Annotated in this window: 10 protein-coding genes; 8 read left to right on the forward strand and 2 right to left on the reverse strand. The window is 72.5% G+C overall.

Annotated features, from left to right (window positions below; all coding sequences use genetic code 11):
- Positions 1–40: 40 nt before the first annotated feature.
- Together ABD901_RS09045 and ABD901_RS09050 are read right to left on the reverse strand one after the other, a co-directional pair.
- Positions 41–1,357 carry an ABC transporter substrate-binding protein gene (locus tag ABD901_RS09045; RefSeq protein WP_345123251.1) on the reverse strand — a complete coding sequence of 439 codons (1,317 nt, stop codon included), beginning with the start codon at positions 1,355–1,357 and terminating at the stop codon, positions 41–43.
- A gap of 867 nt (positions 1,358–2,224) precedes the next feature.
- Entirely contained in the window at positions 2,225–2,770 is a 546-nt protein-coding gene (locus ABD901_RS09050) for a plasmid pRiA4b ORF-3 family protein (RefSeq protein WP_345123253.1), read from the reverse strand.
- An 893-nt stretch (positions 2,771–3,663) separates the two neighbouring features.
- On the opposite strand from ABD901_RS09050, the gene ABD901_RS09055 reads away from it, so the two are divergent.
- From ABD901_RS09055 to ABD901_RS09090, 8 genes are all read left to right on the forward strand, one after another.
- The gene (locus ABD901_RS09055) at positions 3,664–4,374 is read left to right on the forward strand and encodes a pyrimidine reductase family protein (protein WP_380136521.1); all 711 of its coding nucleotides are present in this window, start codon (positions 3,664–3,666) and stop codon (positions 4,372–4,374) included.
- A 202-nt stretch (positions 4,375–4,576) separates the two neighbouring features.
- A complete protein-coding gene (locus ABD901_RS09060; protein WP_345123255.1) occupies positions 4,577–6,349 on the forward strand; it encodes an ATP-binding protein in 1,773 nt (590 codons plus the stop codon).
- Positions 6,350–6,363: 14 nt separating this feature from the next.
- Entirely contained in the window at positions 6,364–7,509 is a 1,146-nt protein-coding gene (locus ABD901_RS09065) for an exonuclease SbcCD subunit D (protein WP_345123257.1), read from the forward strand.
- Positions 7,506–9,983, forward strand: a complete 2,478-nt coding sequence (locus tag ABD901_RS09070) for an AAA family ATPase (protein WP_345123259.1) — start codon at positions 7,506–7,508, stop codon at positions 9,981–9,983. Before ABD901_RS09065 ends, ABD901_RS09070 begins: the two co-directional genes overlap by 4 nt.
- Positions 9,980–10,921, forward strand: a complete 942-nt coding sequence (locus tag ABD901_RS09075) for a hypothetical protein (protein WP_380136523.1) — start codon at positions 9,980–9,982, stop codon at positions 10,919–10,921. The genes ABD901_RS09070 and ABD901_RS09075 overlap by 4 nt, the downstream gene beginning before the upstream one ends.
- Entirely contained in the window at positions 10,918–11,805 is an 888-nt protein-coding gene (locus tag ABD901_RS09080; protein ID WP_425556669.1) for a DNA-3-methyladenine glycosylase family protein, read from the forward strand. The genes ABD901_RS09075 and ABD901_RS09080 overlap by 4 nt, the downstream gene beginning before the upstream one ends.
- 83 nt (positions 11,806–11,888) lie before the next feature.
- On the forward strand, positions 11,889–12,974 hold the full coding sequence (locus tag ABD901_RS09085) for an ATP-dependent DNA ligase (RefSeq protein ID WP_380139769.1): 1,086 nt from the start codon (positions 11,889–11,891) through the stop codon (positions 12,972–12,974).
- A gap of 47 nt (positions 12,975–13,021) precedes the next feature.
- Positions 13,022–14,551: an alpha/beta hydrolase gene (locus ABD901_RS09090; RefSeq protein ID WP_345123598.1), complete on the forward strand. Its 1,530-nt coding sequence runs from the start codon at positions 13,022–13,024 to the stop codon at positions 14,549–14,551.
- The last annotated feature ends 17 nt before the right edge of the window (positions 14,552–14,568 follow it).

The raw sequence follows: 14,568 nt of genomic DNA on the forward strand, positions 1-14,568 counted from the left end.
CGCGAAACGCCACCTCCGCCCGGTGTCGATCGGTTACCGATCAGCCCTCGGCCAGCGCCTTGCTGTCCTTGATGGCCTTGTCCCAGCCCGCCTGGGCCGAGAGCTTGCCCTGCTCGGCGGCCTGCATGGCCGGCTCGAAGGCGTTCTCCCACAGGGCCTGGTGCTTCGGGCCCAGGTAGATCGGCTTGAGGTCCTTCGCGGCACCGGCGTAGATCTTGCCGACCGGGGCGTTGTTGAAGTAGTCGTTCGTCGCGTCGGCAACGGCCGGGTCGGACAGCGCCGACACGGACGACGGCAGCGGGCCGGCCTCCTTGAAGGCGTCGATGCCACCCTGCTTGCCGGTCAGGAACTTGATGAGCTCGAACGCGGCCTTCTTGTTCTTGCTCTGCTCCGGGACGGCGAGGTAGGAACCGCCCCAGTTACCGCCCTTGCCGGGGATGGTGGCGATGTCCCACTTGTTCTTGCCGCCGTCGCCGGCGCGCTCCTTGATGACGCCGGTGTACCACGGCGGGCACGGCACGGTCGCGAACGCGGCGTTCTTGAACGCGGCGTCCCAGTCCGCCTGCCAGCGGGCCAGCTTCGCGGTCAGGCCCTTGCTGGCCAGGTCCATGCCCAGGTCGTAGGCCTTCTTGACGACCGGGTTGGTGTCACCGATGTACTTGTCGCTCTTGTCGTAGAACCAGGTGTCGCCGTTCTGCATGATGTACGGCTGCATGATCGAGGTCGCCGAGTCGATCCAGGCCGCGCCCGTGTTCTTCGACTTGAAGGTCTCGCCCTGCTTGATGTAGTCCTCCCACGTCGGCCAGAGCTTGCTGACCTCGTCGCGGTTGGTGGGCAGGCCGGCCTTCTGGAACAGGTCGGTGCGGTAGCACATGGCCAGCGGGCCGACGTCGGTGCCGAGGCCGACGAGCTTCTTGCCGTCCGCGGTGAACGCGTTCTTCCACTTGAACGACAGGTACTCGCTCTCCAGCGACGAGGCGCCGAGGTCGAGCAGGTTGGCGAAGCCCTTGTTGTCCTTCAGGTACTGCAGCAGCATGCCCTCTTCGAGCATGACCACGTCGCTCGCGCCGCTGCCGGCCGAGATCTGCTGGGCGAGCTTCGGCACGAAGTCCTTGGTCTGGCCCTCGTTCTTGACGTCGACCTTGATGTTCGGGTTCGCGGCCTCGAAGTCCTTGACGGCCTGGGTGAAGCCCGGGGTGCCGAAGTAGGACAGCGAGATGGTGACCGGCCCGCCGGCCGTGCTGTTGTCCGAGCCGGCATTGTCCTTCTTGGCACTGCAGGCGCCGATGCCGAGGGCGAGCCCGACGGTCAGCGCGGCCGCGGCGACGGATCGCATGCGGCGCGAGGTGAAGCTCATCCTGACCCCTCTCTCAGGTCGTGATGGGTGTGTGGTGTGGGTGCGGTGCGGGGTGTTGATGCGTTCGGGTGTTGATTGCTTTGCGGTGTTCATCCGGTGCGGTGTTGATGCGTGCTGCGGCGGGCAGGGTGAAGCCCCGCCGGGGTATGGCGGACATGCGAGTTGATGCCCCCCGCGGCTGCGGGGTGTGTCACCGGCCACAGCCGCGGGAGCGCTCCCATGAGACTGAACCGCGAACGCCGACGTGTCAATGGGGCAATGGGAGCGTTCCCATTTCGTTACCGCAAGATTTCTACGCGGGTTTTGGTCCGTCTATATCGCGCAATGTCCCTTTTGCCCCGCCACGCACGGTAACATTGACGCCCGCCTGCCCCGCATCGCGTAGCAATCGAATTACATGAATGTATTCACGCGCCGGAAACTTACACGGCCATCGATTCGTGGCATCGATTTCAGTCGTCGTTCGGGGCCGAACTAGATGCCCTCTCCGCCCGCCCGGCGACACTCTCCGCCGTCATCGGGCCAGCCGCCGCGGCGAGACAAGCACAGGTTTGGTCAGGCACCGCGTTGGTCAGCGTCGCGTGGGTCAGCCACCGCGTTGGTTGAGCGTCGCGTGCGTGAGGCACCGCGCCGGTCGAGCACCGCGTGCGTCAGGCACCGCGCTGGTCGAGCACCGTGCTGGTTGAGCGCCGTGCCGGTCGAGCGCCGCGGGTCAGACGCCACACCGGTGCGCGGCACATACGTCAGGCACCCGCGCCAGTTGAGCGGCGCGCACGTCGGGCACCGCGCCGGTTGCGCGGCGCGGGTCGGGCACCGCGCCGGTCAGGCGCCGCGCTGGTCGGACACGGCGTCGGGTCGTCCGTCTTGTCAGGTCATCCGCCGCAGCAGCGTGCTGGCCGGCTCCGGGTCGAACGCCGCCGGATCGAACTCCCGCCCGAGCCAGGCCCGCATGGCAGCGTGATCGGGATGGCCCGGATCCCCATACGCCGCAAGGAACTCCCGATACCCACCGGGCCCGCCGACGTCGTCCGGCGGACAGGCCCTCTCCCCCGCGATACACATCGGATAGCGCGTATCGGGATCGGCCGGCACAACGTCCTCAACGCTGATCTCGTGCTCCCACCAGTCCCCGAAGTCGTACGTGTACCGCAGCCGCACCCCTTTCCCGGCCACGGCATCGAGCCGCACATCAAGCTCGTCCCGCACCTCGAGCAGCCCGTCCGGATCCGGCACCCCGTACTGCACCCCGTCGACGTCGAACACATGCAGATGCCGATCCCGCCACCCCATCGCGAACTGCACCACCCGATGCAGCCGATCAAGCGTGAACCCGCCAGGCACAAGGACGCGCCGCCACACGACAGGCTCAACCCCGTCGAGCGCGACGCGCAGCTGAAAGATCATGCGAGCCATGGTGGAGCCATTGTCGGCCGCCTACGGCCCACCGCGCACCCCGAACCTCGAAAGCCCTTCTCAACCCCCACTCCCGCACCGCCCTCCCACGCGGACCTTCCCCACCCGCACCGGGTCACCCCGCACGCACTCTCTTGCACCCTCCGACCTCACTTTTCCTGCACCCTCTGACGTCACGTCTCTCGCGCCCGCCGGCATCACGCATCCGCCCGGCGCTTCCCCTCGCCTCACTCCGCATCGCACCTGCATTGCTCGCGTCGCGCTGGCACCGCTCACATCGTTGCGCCGCTTGCATCATGCGGATCCAATTTGCAGTGGACCGCGTATTTCGTGGCTGGGACGCATCACGCTTGCGCCAGGCGCATTCGCCTTGCGCTGCGAGGTTCAGAGAGGCCGCCGCTGCAACGGCGATTGCCCGGTGCGCAAGGTGTTCGCAGGAAACCGCGATCAACTTGGCCGCGACGGCGGTTGCAGAGGCCACACTGGAGCGGTGATCTGTCAGGCCTGCCGCGACAAGCAGCACGACAAGTGCCGCGGAAGCAACTGGTGCGACTGCCAGCACCGCACGCCGCAACCGACGCCCCCGGTCACCGGGCCGCCCGGCGAATAGCCTCCGGCCGGGAGCAAGTCCCGCTGGGTAAGTCCAGCTGAGCAAGTTTCCTGGCGAGCAGGGCTCGCAGCGAGCAAAGTCCCGCCGGGCAAGTTCCTGACGAGCAAAGTCCCAGCGGGCAAGGCCCCGCCGAGCTAGGTCCCGGCGAGCAGGGCTCGCAGCGAGCAAAGTCGCCCCGAGCAAGTGCGGAGCCGACACGATCCCGGGCTGCCAATGGCTCGGCGACCCATGGTCCGGCGGCCAACTGGCCGGTCAGAGAGGGGCCGGCGAGTAGGGTCGTCGGGTGCAGCAACTGTGGCCCGTCCCCGGCGACGCTCCCGACCTCATCGAGCTCTACCGGCCCCCGGACCAACCGTGGCTGCGGCTCAACTTCGTGTCCAGCCTCGACGGCGCCGGGCACGTCGGGGGCAAGAGCGAGCCGCTGTCCGGGCCCGCCGACAAGCGCGTCTTCGGGCTGCTGCGCATGATGTGCGACGCCCTCGTGGTCGGGGCCGGCACCGTGCGCGACGAGGAGTACCACGCGCTGCGGCTCGACGAGAACCGACGGGCCTGGCGGCTCGCGGCCGGCCTGCCCGAGTACCCGACCCTGGTGATCGTCTCCGCCCGCGCCAACCTCGACCCGGGACACCGCGCGCTCGCCGGCGCGCCCGTCCGGCCGATCGTCGTCACCCGCCGCGGCACCGACCCGGGCCGCCTCGCCGAGGTCGCCGAGATCGTCGCCGCCGGTGACGACACCGTCGACCTGCCGGCCGCCCTCGACGAGCTGCGCGCACGCGGGCTCCGGCAGCTCCTCAGCGAAGGCGGGCCGCAGCTGTTCGGCTCGCTCACCGCGGCCGGCCTGGTGGACGAGCTGTGCCTGACCGTCTCACCGCTGCTGGCCGGGCCCGGCGCCGGGCGCATCACGTCCGGCCCGCCGATCGAGACCCCCGAGAAGCTCACGCTGCGTCACGCATTGCTCGCCGAGGGTCTGTTACTCCTGCGGTACACCAGGTAAACCCCAAATCCACAGCCACGTCCACAGCCCTGTGGAAAACCCGCGGGCAGCCTGTGGACAGCGCGGCGCTCCGCCCGGATTTGCGCGGGTTTGTAACCGTGAATCGGACACTCAACCATCCCCTCGGGCGTGGTGCCTTCGACCCGCGGGCCGTGTTGGGGCACGATGCACAGGCGAACACATGTACTGGGGGTCGAACACCATGGAGGACGAATCCGCGCCGACACCGGGCGGGCCCGTCGTCGGGCGCGTGCTCGGCACCGCCGACGCCACCCCGCTGACCTTCTGGGTCGCGGTGGAGGACGGCGCCTACCTCCAGCTCGACGACGTCGTCGTCACGGAGCGTGACCTCCCGCAGCACGACCCGGTGACGATCGCCGGGGTGGTGACCGCGGTGCGGGCGCGGCACGAGGGGGTCGTGTTCGACTCCGACGTGTTCCTCGTCGCCGACGGCACGCTGCCCGCGACGATCCAGGAGGCCGCCGAGATCACCACGACGCGGGTCGATCCGGAGGTGTACGTCCCGCCGACCCCGGGCGCCCTGGTGCACCGGGCGCAGGGCGACGCGCGAGCCGGCGCGCTGTACTTCGACCGGATGGACCGCACGATCCCGATGGGCTTCGGCCGCGACGGCGCGCCGATGTTCCTCAACGCCGACTTCCTCGACGGCTCCCGCGGCGCGCACGTGTCGATCTCCGGCATCTCCGGCGTGGCGACGAAGACGAGCTTCGCGACGTTCCTGCTGTACTCGGTGTTCCGCTCCGGCGTCCTCGGCGGCGCCGGCGAGACCGCCAACACCCGGGCGCTCATCTTCAACGTCAAGGGCGAGGACCTGCTGTTCCTCGACCACCCGAACAGCCGTCTCGACCAGGCGACCGAGGCCGCCTACGCCCGGCTCGGCCTGGTCGCGGGCCCGTTCCCGGACGTGCGCGTCTACGCGCCGCCGCGCGCCGGCGACTCCTCCGGCACGCCGGACGTGAGCAGCCGGCTCAGCGGCGTCGACGCGTTCTACTGGACCCTCGCCGAGTTCTGCGCCGACCGGCTGCTGCCCTACGTGTTCGCCGACGCCGACGACGAGCGCCAGCAGTACACGATGGTGGTGCACTCCGTCACCGCGCACCTGGCGCGCATCGCGCAGCCCGCGGAGGGCGGCGTGGCCGTCGACGGCACGCGGCTGAACTCCTACGCCGACCTCGTCGACTTCCTCGTCGAGCAGCTCAACGACGACGCCACCCGCGGGCAGTGGGCCGGCAGCGCCGTCGGCCTCGGCACCGTCAACGCCTTCGCGCGGCGGCTCATCGGCAGCAAGAAGGACCTGTCGCGGCTCATCCGCGGCGACCTCGCCACCCGCAAGCCGCACGCGATCAACACCGCCGAGTCGGCCCAGGTCACCGTCGTGGACCTGCACAACCTGCCGGACCGGGCGCAGCGCTTCGTCGTCGGCGTGACGCTGCGCACCGAGTTCGAGCGTAAGGAGAAGGCCGGCACCTCCAAGCCGCTGCTGTTCGTGGTCCTCGACGAGCTCAACAAGTACGCGCCGCGCGAGGGCACCAGCCCGATCAAGGAGGTGCTGCTCGACATCGCCGAGCGGGGCCGCTCCCTCGGCGTGGTGCTCATCGGCGCGCAGCAGACGGCGAGCGAGGTCGAGCGGCGCATCGTGGCCAACTCGGCGATCCGGGTGGTCGGGCGGCTCGACCCGGCCGAGGCGTCGCGGCCGGAGTACGGCTTCCTCCCGCCGGCGCAGCGCCAGCGGGCGCTGCTGGCCAAGCCCGGCACCATGTTCGTGTCGCAGCCAGAGATCCCGGTGCCGCTGTGCATCGAGTTCCCGTTCCCGTCGTGGGCGACCCGGCCCGCGGAGGCCGGTCCCCCGCCGTCCTCGACGCTGCGCTCGATCGCACAGCACGCCGCGGACCCGTTCGCGGTGGTCGCCCGGGTCGGGGCCGGCGGCATCTCCGACGACGACATCCCGTTCTAGGAAGGGGTCACCAGGTGCGGATCCTGCACACCTCGGACTGGCACGTCGGCAAGGTCCTCAAAGGACAGTCGCGCGCCGCCGACCACATCACGGCGCTGCGCGCACTGGTCGACGTGGCCGAGGCCGAGCGGCCCGACCTCGTGATCGTGGCCGGGGACCTCTACGACACGGCCACCCCGACCGCGGAGTCGACCACGATCGTCACCCGCGGGCTGACCGCGCTGCGGGGCACCGGCGCCGAGGTCGTCGTCATCGGCGGCAACCACGACAACGGCAAGGGCCTCGATGCCCTGCGCTCGTGGGCGGACGCCGCCGGGATCACGCTGCGGGGCGCGATCGGCAAGCCCGAGGAGCACCTGATCTCCGGTACGACGAAGGACGGCGAGGAATGGCGGCTCATCGCCCTGCCCTTCCTCTCCCAGCGCTACGCCGTGCGGGCGAACGAGATGTTCGAGCTGTCCGCGGCCGAGATCACCCAGTCGTACGCGCACTACGTCGGCAACCTGATCAACCACCTCGCGCAGGGCTTCGGGGCCGGCACCGTGAACCTGCTCACCGCGCATCTCACCGTCATCGGCGCCACGATGGGCGGCGGGGAGCGCGAGGCGCACACCATCATGGGCTACGCCGTGCCGGCCTCGGTCTTCCCCACCTCCCTGCACTACGCGGCGCTCGGGCACCTGCACCGCGCGCAGGCGGTCAACGGCCCGTGCCCGATCCGCTACAGCGGCAGCCCGCTACCGATCGACTTCGGCGAGGAGGAGAACCTCGCCGGGGCCGTGATCGTCGACGTGACCGCCTCGACGGCGGCCCGCGTCCGCGAGGTACCACTGCCGGTTGCGACACCACTGCGGACGGTGCGTGGCACCCTCGAACAGCTCGCCACCCTGGACACCGGCCCGGCGTGGCTTCGGGTGTACGTCCAGGAGGCGCCCCGCGCCGGGCTGCGCGAGGAGGTGCAGGAGCTGCTGCCGAAGGCCCTCGAGGTGCGCATCGACCCGAAGCTGCTGCCGTCGGCCGGCTCCGGGCGCGCCGAGGCGGCGCGGGCCGGGCGCTCCGCCGGCGAGCTCTTCGCCGACTACCTCGACCAGCGCGGGCACGCCGACGAGGCGACCGTGACCCTGTTCCACCGGCTGCACGACGAGGTGATGCACTCATGAGGCCCGTACGGCTGGATCTCGACGGCTTCACGGTCTTCCGCGAGCCCACCACCGTCGACTTCACCGACACGGACTTCTTCGCGCTGGTCGGGCCGACCGGCTCCGGCAAGTCCACGGTCCTCGACGCGATCTGTTTCGCGTTGTACGGCACCGTGCCCCGCTGGGGCGACCGGCGCGCCATCGCCAACGCCCTGGCCCCGTCCGCGGCCGAGGCGAGGGTGCGCCTGATCTTCGAGTCGGTCGGGAAGCGGTACGTCCTGACGCGGGTCGTGCGCCGCGACGCCAAGGGCGCCGTCACCACCAAGCACGCCGGGCTGGAGATGCTGGCGCCCGGCCTCGACCTGGCCAAGCTGGAGTTCGGCCTGGAGCAGGACGACATCGCCGAGGTCCTGGCCGGCACGCCCGGCGAGGTCGACACGGCGGTGCAGACCGTCGTCGGGCTGCCCTACGAGCAGTTCACCAAGTGCGTGGTGCTCCCGCAGGGCGAGTTCGCGGCGTTCCTGCACGCCAAGCCGGCCGAGCGGCAGAAGATCCTGGTCAACCTGCTCGGGCTGGACGTGTACGGGCGGATCCGGGAACGGGCGACGAGCGAGGGCGCCACCGCCGAGGCCAAGCTCAAGGTCCTCGACGACCAGCTGCACGCCATGTCCGGCATCGACGACGAGGCCCTGGCCGCGGCCGCCGCGCGGGTCGAGGCGCTGCGCGAGGTCGCCGCCGCCGTCGACCGGATCGCGCCGCGCCTCGGCGAGGCGGACCGGCTCGCCGCGCAGGCCGCCACGGCCCTCGCGGCCCTGGACGAGGAGATCGCGCGGCTGGGTGCGGTCGCGGTACCCGCCGAGGCCGCCGGGCTGGCCGCGGCCGCCGCGTCCGCGCGCGCCGCCGTCGCCGACGCCGTCGAAGGCACCCGCGCCGCCGAGGAGCGCGAGGAGAAGCTGCGCGGCGAGCTGCAGGCGGCCGGCGACGTGGCGGCGCTGCGCCGCCTGCTGGACCGCCACGCCGAGCGCGCCCGCCTGGCCGCGGAGGCCGCCACCGTCGGCGCCCGCGTCGAGGCGGCCGCCGCCGGGCACGCCGACGCCGCGCGGGCCGTCGAGGTCGCGCGGGCCGACGCCACCGGCGCACGGCAGGCCCTGGAGGCGGCCCGCGAGGCATACCAGGCGGCCGTCGCCGCGGACCGGGCCGTCGCGCTGCGCCCGCACCTGCGCGTCGGCGACGCCTGCCCGGTCTGCACCCAGACCGTTCAGGAACTTCCGGCGGTACCGCACGAGCCGGCCGTCGCCGCCGCCGAGGCGGCCGGGAAGGCGGCCCGCAAGCGCAGCGAGGCCGCCGACCGGGTCGTCGAGGAGCGCGACCGGGCCCTGCGCGAGCGCGACCGCGACCTCGCCGCCGCCCGCGCGCACGCCGAGCAGGTCGCCCGGCGCGCCGGCGAGCTGGACCGGGAGCTCGACGGTGCGCCCGCGCCCGAGGCGGTGCAGCGGGACCTCGACGGCATCGGCCGGCTCACAAAGGCCCTGGAGCGGGCCGGCGCCGAGGTGCGCAAGGCCCGCGACGCGCACCGCACCGCCGCCGGGCAGGCGGACCGGGCCGAGGAGCGGCTGCGCAGCGCCTGGCGCGGCTTCGACGCCGCCCGCGACGCCCTCGCCGCGCTCGGCGCGCCGCCGGCCAACCGCGACGACCTCGCCGACGCCTGGTCGACCCTGCACGGCTGGGCCACCGGCGAGGCGGGCCGCCGCCAGGCCGGGCGCCCGGAGGCGCAGGACGAGGTGAGCGCGGCACAGCTGCGCGCCGCCGCCGACCGCGACGAGCTCGCCGCCCGCTTCACCGCGGCGGCGCTGCCCGCGCCCGTCGCCGACCCGGCCCGCGAGGCGGCCGTCGCCCTGGAGCGCGCCGACGCCGCGCGGGCGCGCATCGAGGAGCGGCGCGCCGACGCCGCGCGGATGCGCGAGCAGCGCGACGGCCTGGCCCGCGAGGCGCAGGTCGCCCGGGCCCTCGCGCAGCACCTGCGGGCCGACCGCTTCGAGCGCTGGCTGCTCGCCGAGGCCCTGGACACGCTCGTCGAGGGCGCATCGCTGACGTTGCGGGAGCTGAGCTCGGGGCAGTACGACCTCGGCCACGACAAAGGCGAGTTCTTCGTCGTGGACCATCACGACGCCGGCCTGCGCCGGGGGGTGCGCACCCTGTCCGGCGGCGAGACGTTCCAGGCCTCCCTGGCCCTGGCGCTGGCCCTGTCGGAGCAGCTCGCCGGCCTGTCCGCGGCGTCGGCGAGCCTGGAGTCGATCGTGCTCGACGAGGGGTTCGGCACGCTGGACACCGCCACCCTGGAGACCGTCGCGGCGACGCTGGAGAACCTGGCCGCCCGCGGCGACCGGATGGTCGGCGTCGTCACGCACGTCGGCGCGCTCGCCGAGCGGATACCGGTGCGCTTCGAGGTGCGCCGCGACGCCCGCACCGCGCGCATCGAACGGGTCGGGCTGTGAAGCTGCACGTCGACGCCTGGGACCCGGCGTACGGGCTGTCGTTCGAGGCGTCGGCCGCCGACGGTCCGCAGGCGCCCTCCAGCGCCCAGATCCAGGCCGACGTCGAGCTGCCCGAGTCCGCGTGGCGCCCCGTCGACCCGCCGGCCGGCCTGGCCGCGCCCGGCACGGTGCTCATCGTCGACGGGGTGCAGCGCATCGACGCCCGCGTCTGGATTACCGACGACGAGGGCACCACCCACCCCGGCGTCGCCGCCTCCTACGCGGCCGGTGTCGTGCGGTGCGACCTCGGCCGCGGCGCCGCGCAGGTCGCCACCACGCGGATCGAGCGCGGGCTGTTCACCCCCGTGCCCGACCTGCCGCCGATCGTCGCGGGCAACATCCGGTACCCCGGCCGGCGCGTCTCCCGTGGCGAACCGAAGGACCTCGCGCTCGGCGTGCAGCGGCACATGCGGGCCCTGGAGGTCGGCGTGTCCGGCGAGGAGCGCACCGACGGCGACCTGCTCATCGTCGACGGGCCGCTGCAGGAGCGCGCGCACCTGCCGCGGGCGCTCGGCTACATCAAGACGCACCGGGTCGAGTACCTGCCGGCCGAGCTCACGGCCGTGGTCACGGCGCTGCGGGGCGGGCAGCGCACGCCCGTGTTCGGGCTCGGCACGTCGTGGCACCGCTTCGCGTGGTACCTGCGGCTGCCCGGCCCCTCGGGCGCGCCCTGGTCGGGGATCGTGCGCGCCGAATGCTCGGCCGACCTCACCACCGGCGACGCCGTCGCGCTCGCCCACCTGTCGGCGGTCACGCTGCCGCGGTTCGCGTCGCAGGCGTACAAGGACCCGCGGGCGCCGCAGAACCTCGTGCCGATCGCGGGCCTGGAGCGTAAGCTGCGCGCCATGCTCGGCGACCCCCGGCTGCTGCACCGGGCCTTGGCGCGGATCGCCGCATGAGGGTTCCTCTTCGGTACGACCTGACGCGCACCATGCGGGGCCTGGCGGTCATCCAGGGCGATCCCACGCTGTCCATCGGCCCCGCCACCTCGTGGTTCGCCACCAGGACACCGGACGGCCCCGGCACCCTGGCGCTCATGCTGCGCGGCGACGAGCTGTCCTTCGAGGCCTTCGGCCCCGGCGCAGACTGGCTCCTGGCACGCGCCGACGCCATCGCCGGGCTGCGCGACGACCTCACCGGCTTCGACGAGCTCGCCCGCGCGCACCCGCTCGTCGCCCGGCTCGCCCGCGAGCACGCCGGGCTGCGCATGGCCGCCACCGGCCGCGTCTTCCACCACCTCGTGCCGGCGGTCATCGGCCAGAAGGTGAGCGGCAAGGAGGCACACCACTCCTACGTGCGGCTGCTGCGCCGCCTGTCCGAGCCCGCGCCCGGACCGCGCGCCGGCCTGCTGCTGCCGCCCGACCCGGGGGTCATCGCCGCCACGCCGTACTGGGCCATGCATCCGTTCGGCATCGAACAGAAGCGTGCCGACACGCTGCGGCGGGCCGCGACGCAGGCGGCGGCCCTCGAACGCTGCCCGGACGCCGCCAGCTGCACTGCCCGGCTGGTCAGCATCGCCGGTATCGGGCCGTGGACGGCCGCCGAGGTGACCCGGGCCGCGTACGGCGACGCCGACGCCGTCTCCGTCGGCGACTACAACATCAAGAACACCGTGGCCTTCGCGCTGACGGGGGCGCCGCGCGGCACCGACGAGCACATGCTGGAGCTGCTGGCTCCGTTCGCGCCGCACCGGGGCCGGGTTTGCGCGCTCATCGCCGCGGCCGGCATCGGCGCCCCGCGCTTCGGGCCGCGGATGCCGCTGCGGTCCTACGCGCGCTTCTGAGGTCGTCTCGGGGCCATTTCCTGTCGTACCCGTGTGGTTGACTTGGCGGCGTGGAACTGCCAGTCCTGCCGCCAGTCGAGCCGATGCTCGCCAAGAGCATCCCCAGCCTGCCCAGCGCGCCCGGCATGAGCTATGAGCCGAAATGGGACGGGTTCCGCTGCATCGTGTTCCGCGACGGCGACGAGGTTGAGCTCGCCAGCCGCGGCGGCAAGACGCTGACCAGGTATTTTCCCGAGGTCGTCGAGCAGGTCCGGACCCAGTTGCCGCCCCGCTGCGTCGTCGACGGCGAGATCATCGTGATCCGGCGCGACACCGGCGAGCCGCGCCTGGACTTCGAGCTGCTCGGCCAGCGCATCCACCCGGCCGCGTCGCGGGTGCGCCTGCTCGCCGAGCAGACGCCCGCCTCGTTCGTCGCCTTCGACCTGCTCGCCATCGGCGAGGAGTCGCTGGTCGGCGAGGGCTATGCGCAACGCCGCGCCCGCCTCGCCGAGGCGCTCGGCGACGTCAAGGCCCCCGTGCACGTCACCCCGGTCACCACCGACATCGAGGTGGCCCGCGACTGGTTCGAGCGCTTCGAGGGCGCCGGGCTGGACGGGGTCATCGCCAAGCCGGCCGACGGGGCGTACGAGCCGGGGAAGCGCACCATGTTCAAGATCAAACACTCCCGGACGGCGGACGCCGTGGTCGCCGGGTTCCGCTGGCACAAGGATGGGCCGATCGTGGGTTCGCTGCTGCTGGGCCTGTATGACGACGAAGGGCGCCTGCACCACGTCGGGGTGGCCGCGTCGTTCACCCGCGAGCGGCGGGCCGAGCTGGTCGAGGAGCTCGCGCAGTATCGCGAGAACGTCGTCGACCACCCGTGGAACTGGGCCGGCCTGGCCCCGGGCAGCGCCGCCGACAGCATCGAGTCCGTCCCCGCCGGCGACGCCGCCACCCGCCTGCCCGGCGGGGTGAGCCGCTGGACCGGCAAGAAGGACCTGTCGTTCGTGCCCCTGCGCCCCGAGCTGGTCGTCGAGGTCGGCTACGACGCGATGGAGGGCGACCGGTTCCGCCACACCGCCCAGTTCAAGCGCTGGCGGCCGGACCGCGACCCGCGATCGTGCACGTACGAGCAGCTGGACCGCCCCGTGCGCTTCGACGTCGAGTCGGTGCTGGCGGGTCGTCCGTGAAGCTCCGTCGTCCGCGGCGCCTGGTGGCGCGCCTCGCTCCCGTGTTCATGGCCGCCGTGCTGCTCGCCGGGTGCACCAGCCCGCCGCAGTTCACCACGCCGACGTCGGGCCGGCCGCTGCACGCCCCGTCCGCGCAGGCCTCCGGCCCGCCGGCCAACCAGTCCGGCGGGCTCGAAATCCCGCCGGCGAGCTGGACGCCGTGCCCGGACGTGTACAAGGGCATTCTCGCCTCCCCGCCGCAGACCACCCAGTTCTCGTGCGCGACGGTGAAGGTGCCGCAGGACTGGGCGCACCCGAAGGACTCGGGCACGTTCGACATCGCCCTCGTCCGCGGCCGCTCCACCAGCCAGCGCGACCGGGTCGGCTCGCTGTTCATCAACCCGGGCGGCCCCGGCGGCTCCGGCTTCGACTACGGCGTGTACCGCTCGGTGTTCCTGCCCGCCGAGATTCTGCGCCGCTTCGACGTCATCGGCTTCGACCCGCGCGGCATCGGCCGCTCCTCCCCGGTGAAGTGCTTCTCCGACGCCGACCTCGACCAGAACTTCGGCCTCGACCCCGACCCGGTCAGCGACGAGGGCTACCAGCAGACGGTGACCCTGACCCGCAAGCTGGCCCAGAGCTGCGGCGACAAGTACGGCGACAAACTCCCGCTGTTCTCCACCGAGCAGGCCGCCCGCGACATGGACGCCCTGCGCGCATCCGTCGGCGAGCGCCAGCTCACCTACCTCGGCTACAGCTACGGCACGCTGCTCGGCGCCGTCTACGCCCAGCTGTTCCCGAAGAACGTCCGCGCCCTGGTCCTCGACGGCGCCGTCGACCCGACCCTGTCGGCCCAGACCGCCGCGGAGAAGCAGGCCGGCGGCTTCGAGCTGGCGTTCAAGAACTTCAGCACCTGGTGCTCCAGCACGCCCAACGACTGCCCGATCGGCCCCGACGCCCGCGCCGTGGTCATGAAGGCGATCGCCGACGCCCGCACCGCCCCCGTCCAGGGCAACGGCCGCACGGCCACGGCCGGCTGGGTCTTCACCGCCGTCGTGTCGTCGCTGTACAGCGAGTCCAGCTGGCGCACCCTGGCCCAGGCCATGCAGGACCTCCGCAACGGCAAGCCCGCCAAGATGTTCCAGCTGGCCGACCTCTACGCCGAGCGCGACCCCAGCGGCCACTACACCAACATGTTCGACGCCAACTCCGCCGTGAACTGCGCCGACAGCGACAACGTCCCGACCGTCGAACAGTCCCGCGCCCTGCAGTCGCAGTGGCGCCAGAAGTACCCCTTGTTCGGCGGCGCCCTGGCCCTGAACCTGATCTGCGCCCAGTGGCCGGGCAAGCACGACCCCTACCCCACCGGCCCCGCAACCGGCTCCGCCCCGATCGTCGTGATCGGCACCATCGGCGACCCCGCCACCCCGTACGAGCAGGCCCCCGCCCTGGCCAAGATGCTCGGCGTCGGCACCCTGGTCACGTGGAAGGGCGAGGGCCACACCGCCTACCCGCAGACGGGCTGCATCATCGACGCGGTGAACCGCTACCTGATCGACCTGAAGGTCCCCCCAGCCGGCACAACCTGCGAAAAGTAGCCACCCGAAGCCCTCAG

It is taken from the genome of Dactylosporangium darangshiense (genome assembly GCF_039537565.1).
In the GTDB taxonomy this organism is placed as follows: domain Bacteria; phylum Actinomycetota; class Actinomycetes; order Mycobacteriales; family Micromonosporaceae; genus Dactylosporangium; species Dactylosporangium darangshiense.

Coding starts and splice junctions, on each gene's coding strand:
- ABD901_RS09080 (WP_425556669.1), top strand. CDS start 10,918: ATGAGGGTTCCTCTTCGGTACGACCTGACGCGCACCATGCGGGGCCTG.
- ABD901_RS09090 (WP_345123598.1), top strand. CDS start 13,022: ATGGCCGCCGTGCTGCTCGCCGGGTGCACCAGCCCGCCGCAGTTCACC.
- ABD901_RS09060 (WP_345123255.1), top strand. CDS start 4,577: ATGGAGGACGAATCCGCGCCGACACCGGGCGGGCCCGTCGTCGGGCGC.
- ABD901_RS09085 (WP_380139769.1), top strand. CDS start 11,889: ATGCTCGCCAAGAGCATCCCCAGCCTGCCCAGCGCGCCCGGCATGAGC.
- ABD901_RS09050 (WP_345123253.1), bottom strand. CDS start 2,770: ATGGCTCGCATGATCTTTCAGCTGCGCGTCGCGCTCGACGGGGTTGAG.
- ABD901_RS09070 (WP_345123259.1), top strand. CDS start 7,506: ATGAGGCCCGTACGGCTGGATCTCGACGGCTTCACGGTCTTCCGCGAG.
- ABD901_RS09045 (WP_345123251.1), bottom strand. CDS start 1,357: ATGAGCTTCACCTCGCGCCGCATGCGATCCGTCGCCGCGGCCGCGCTG.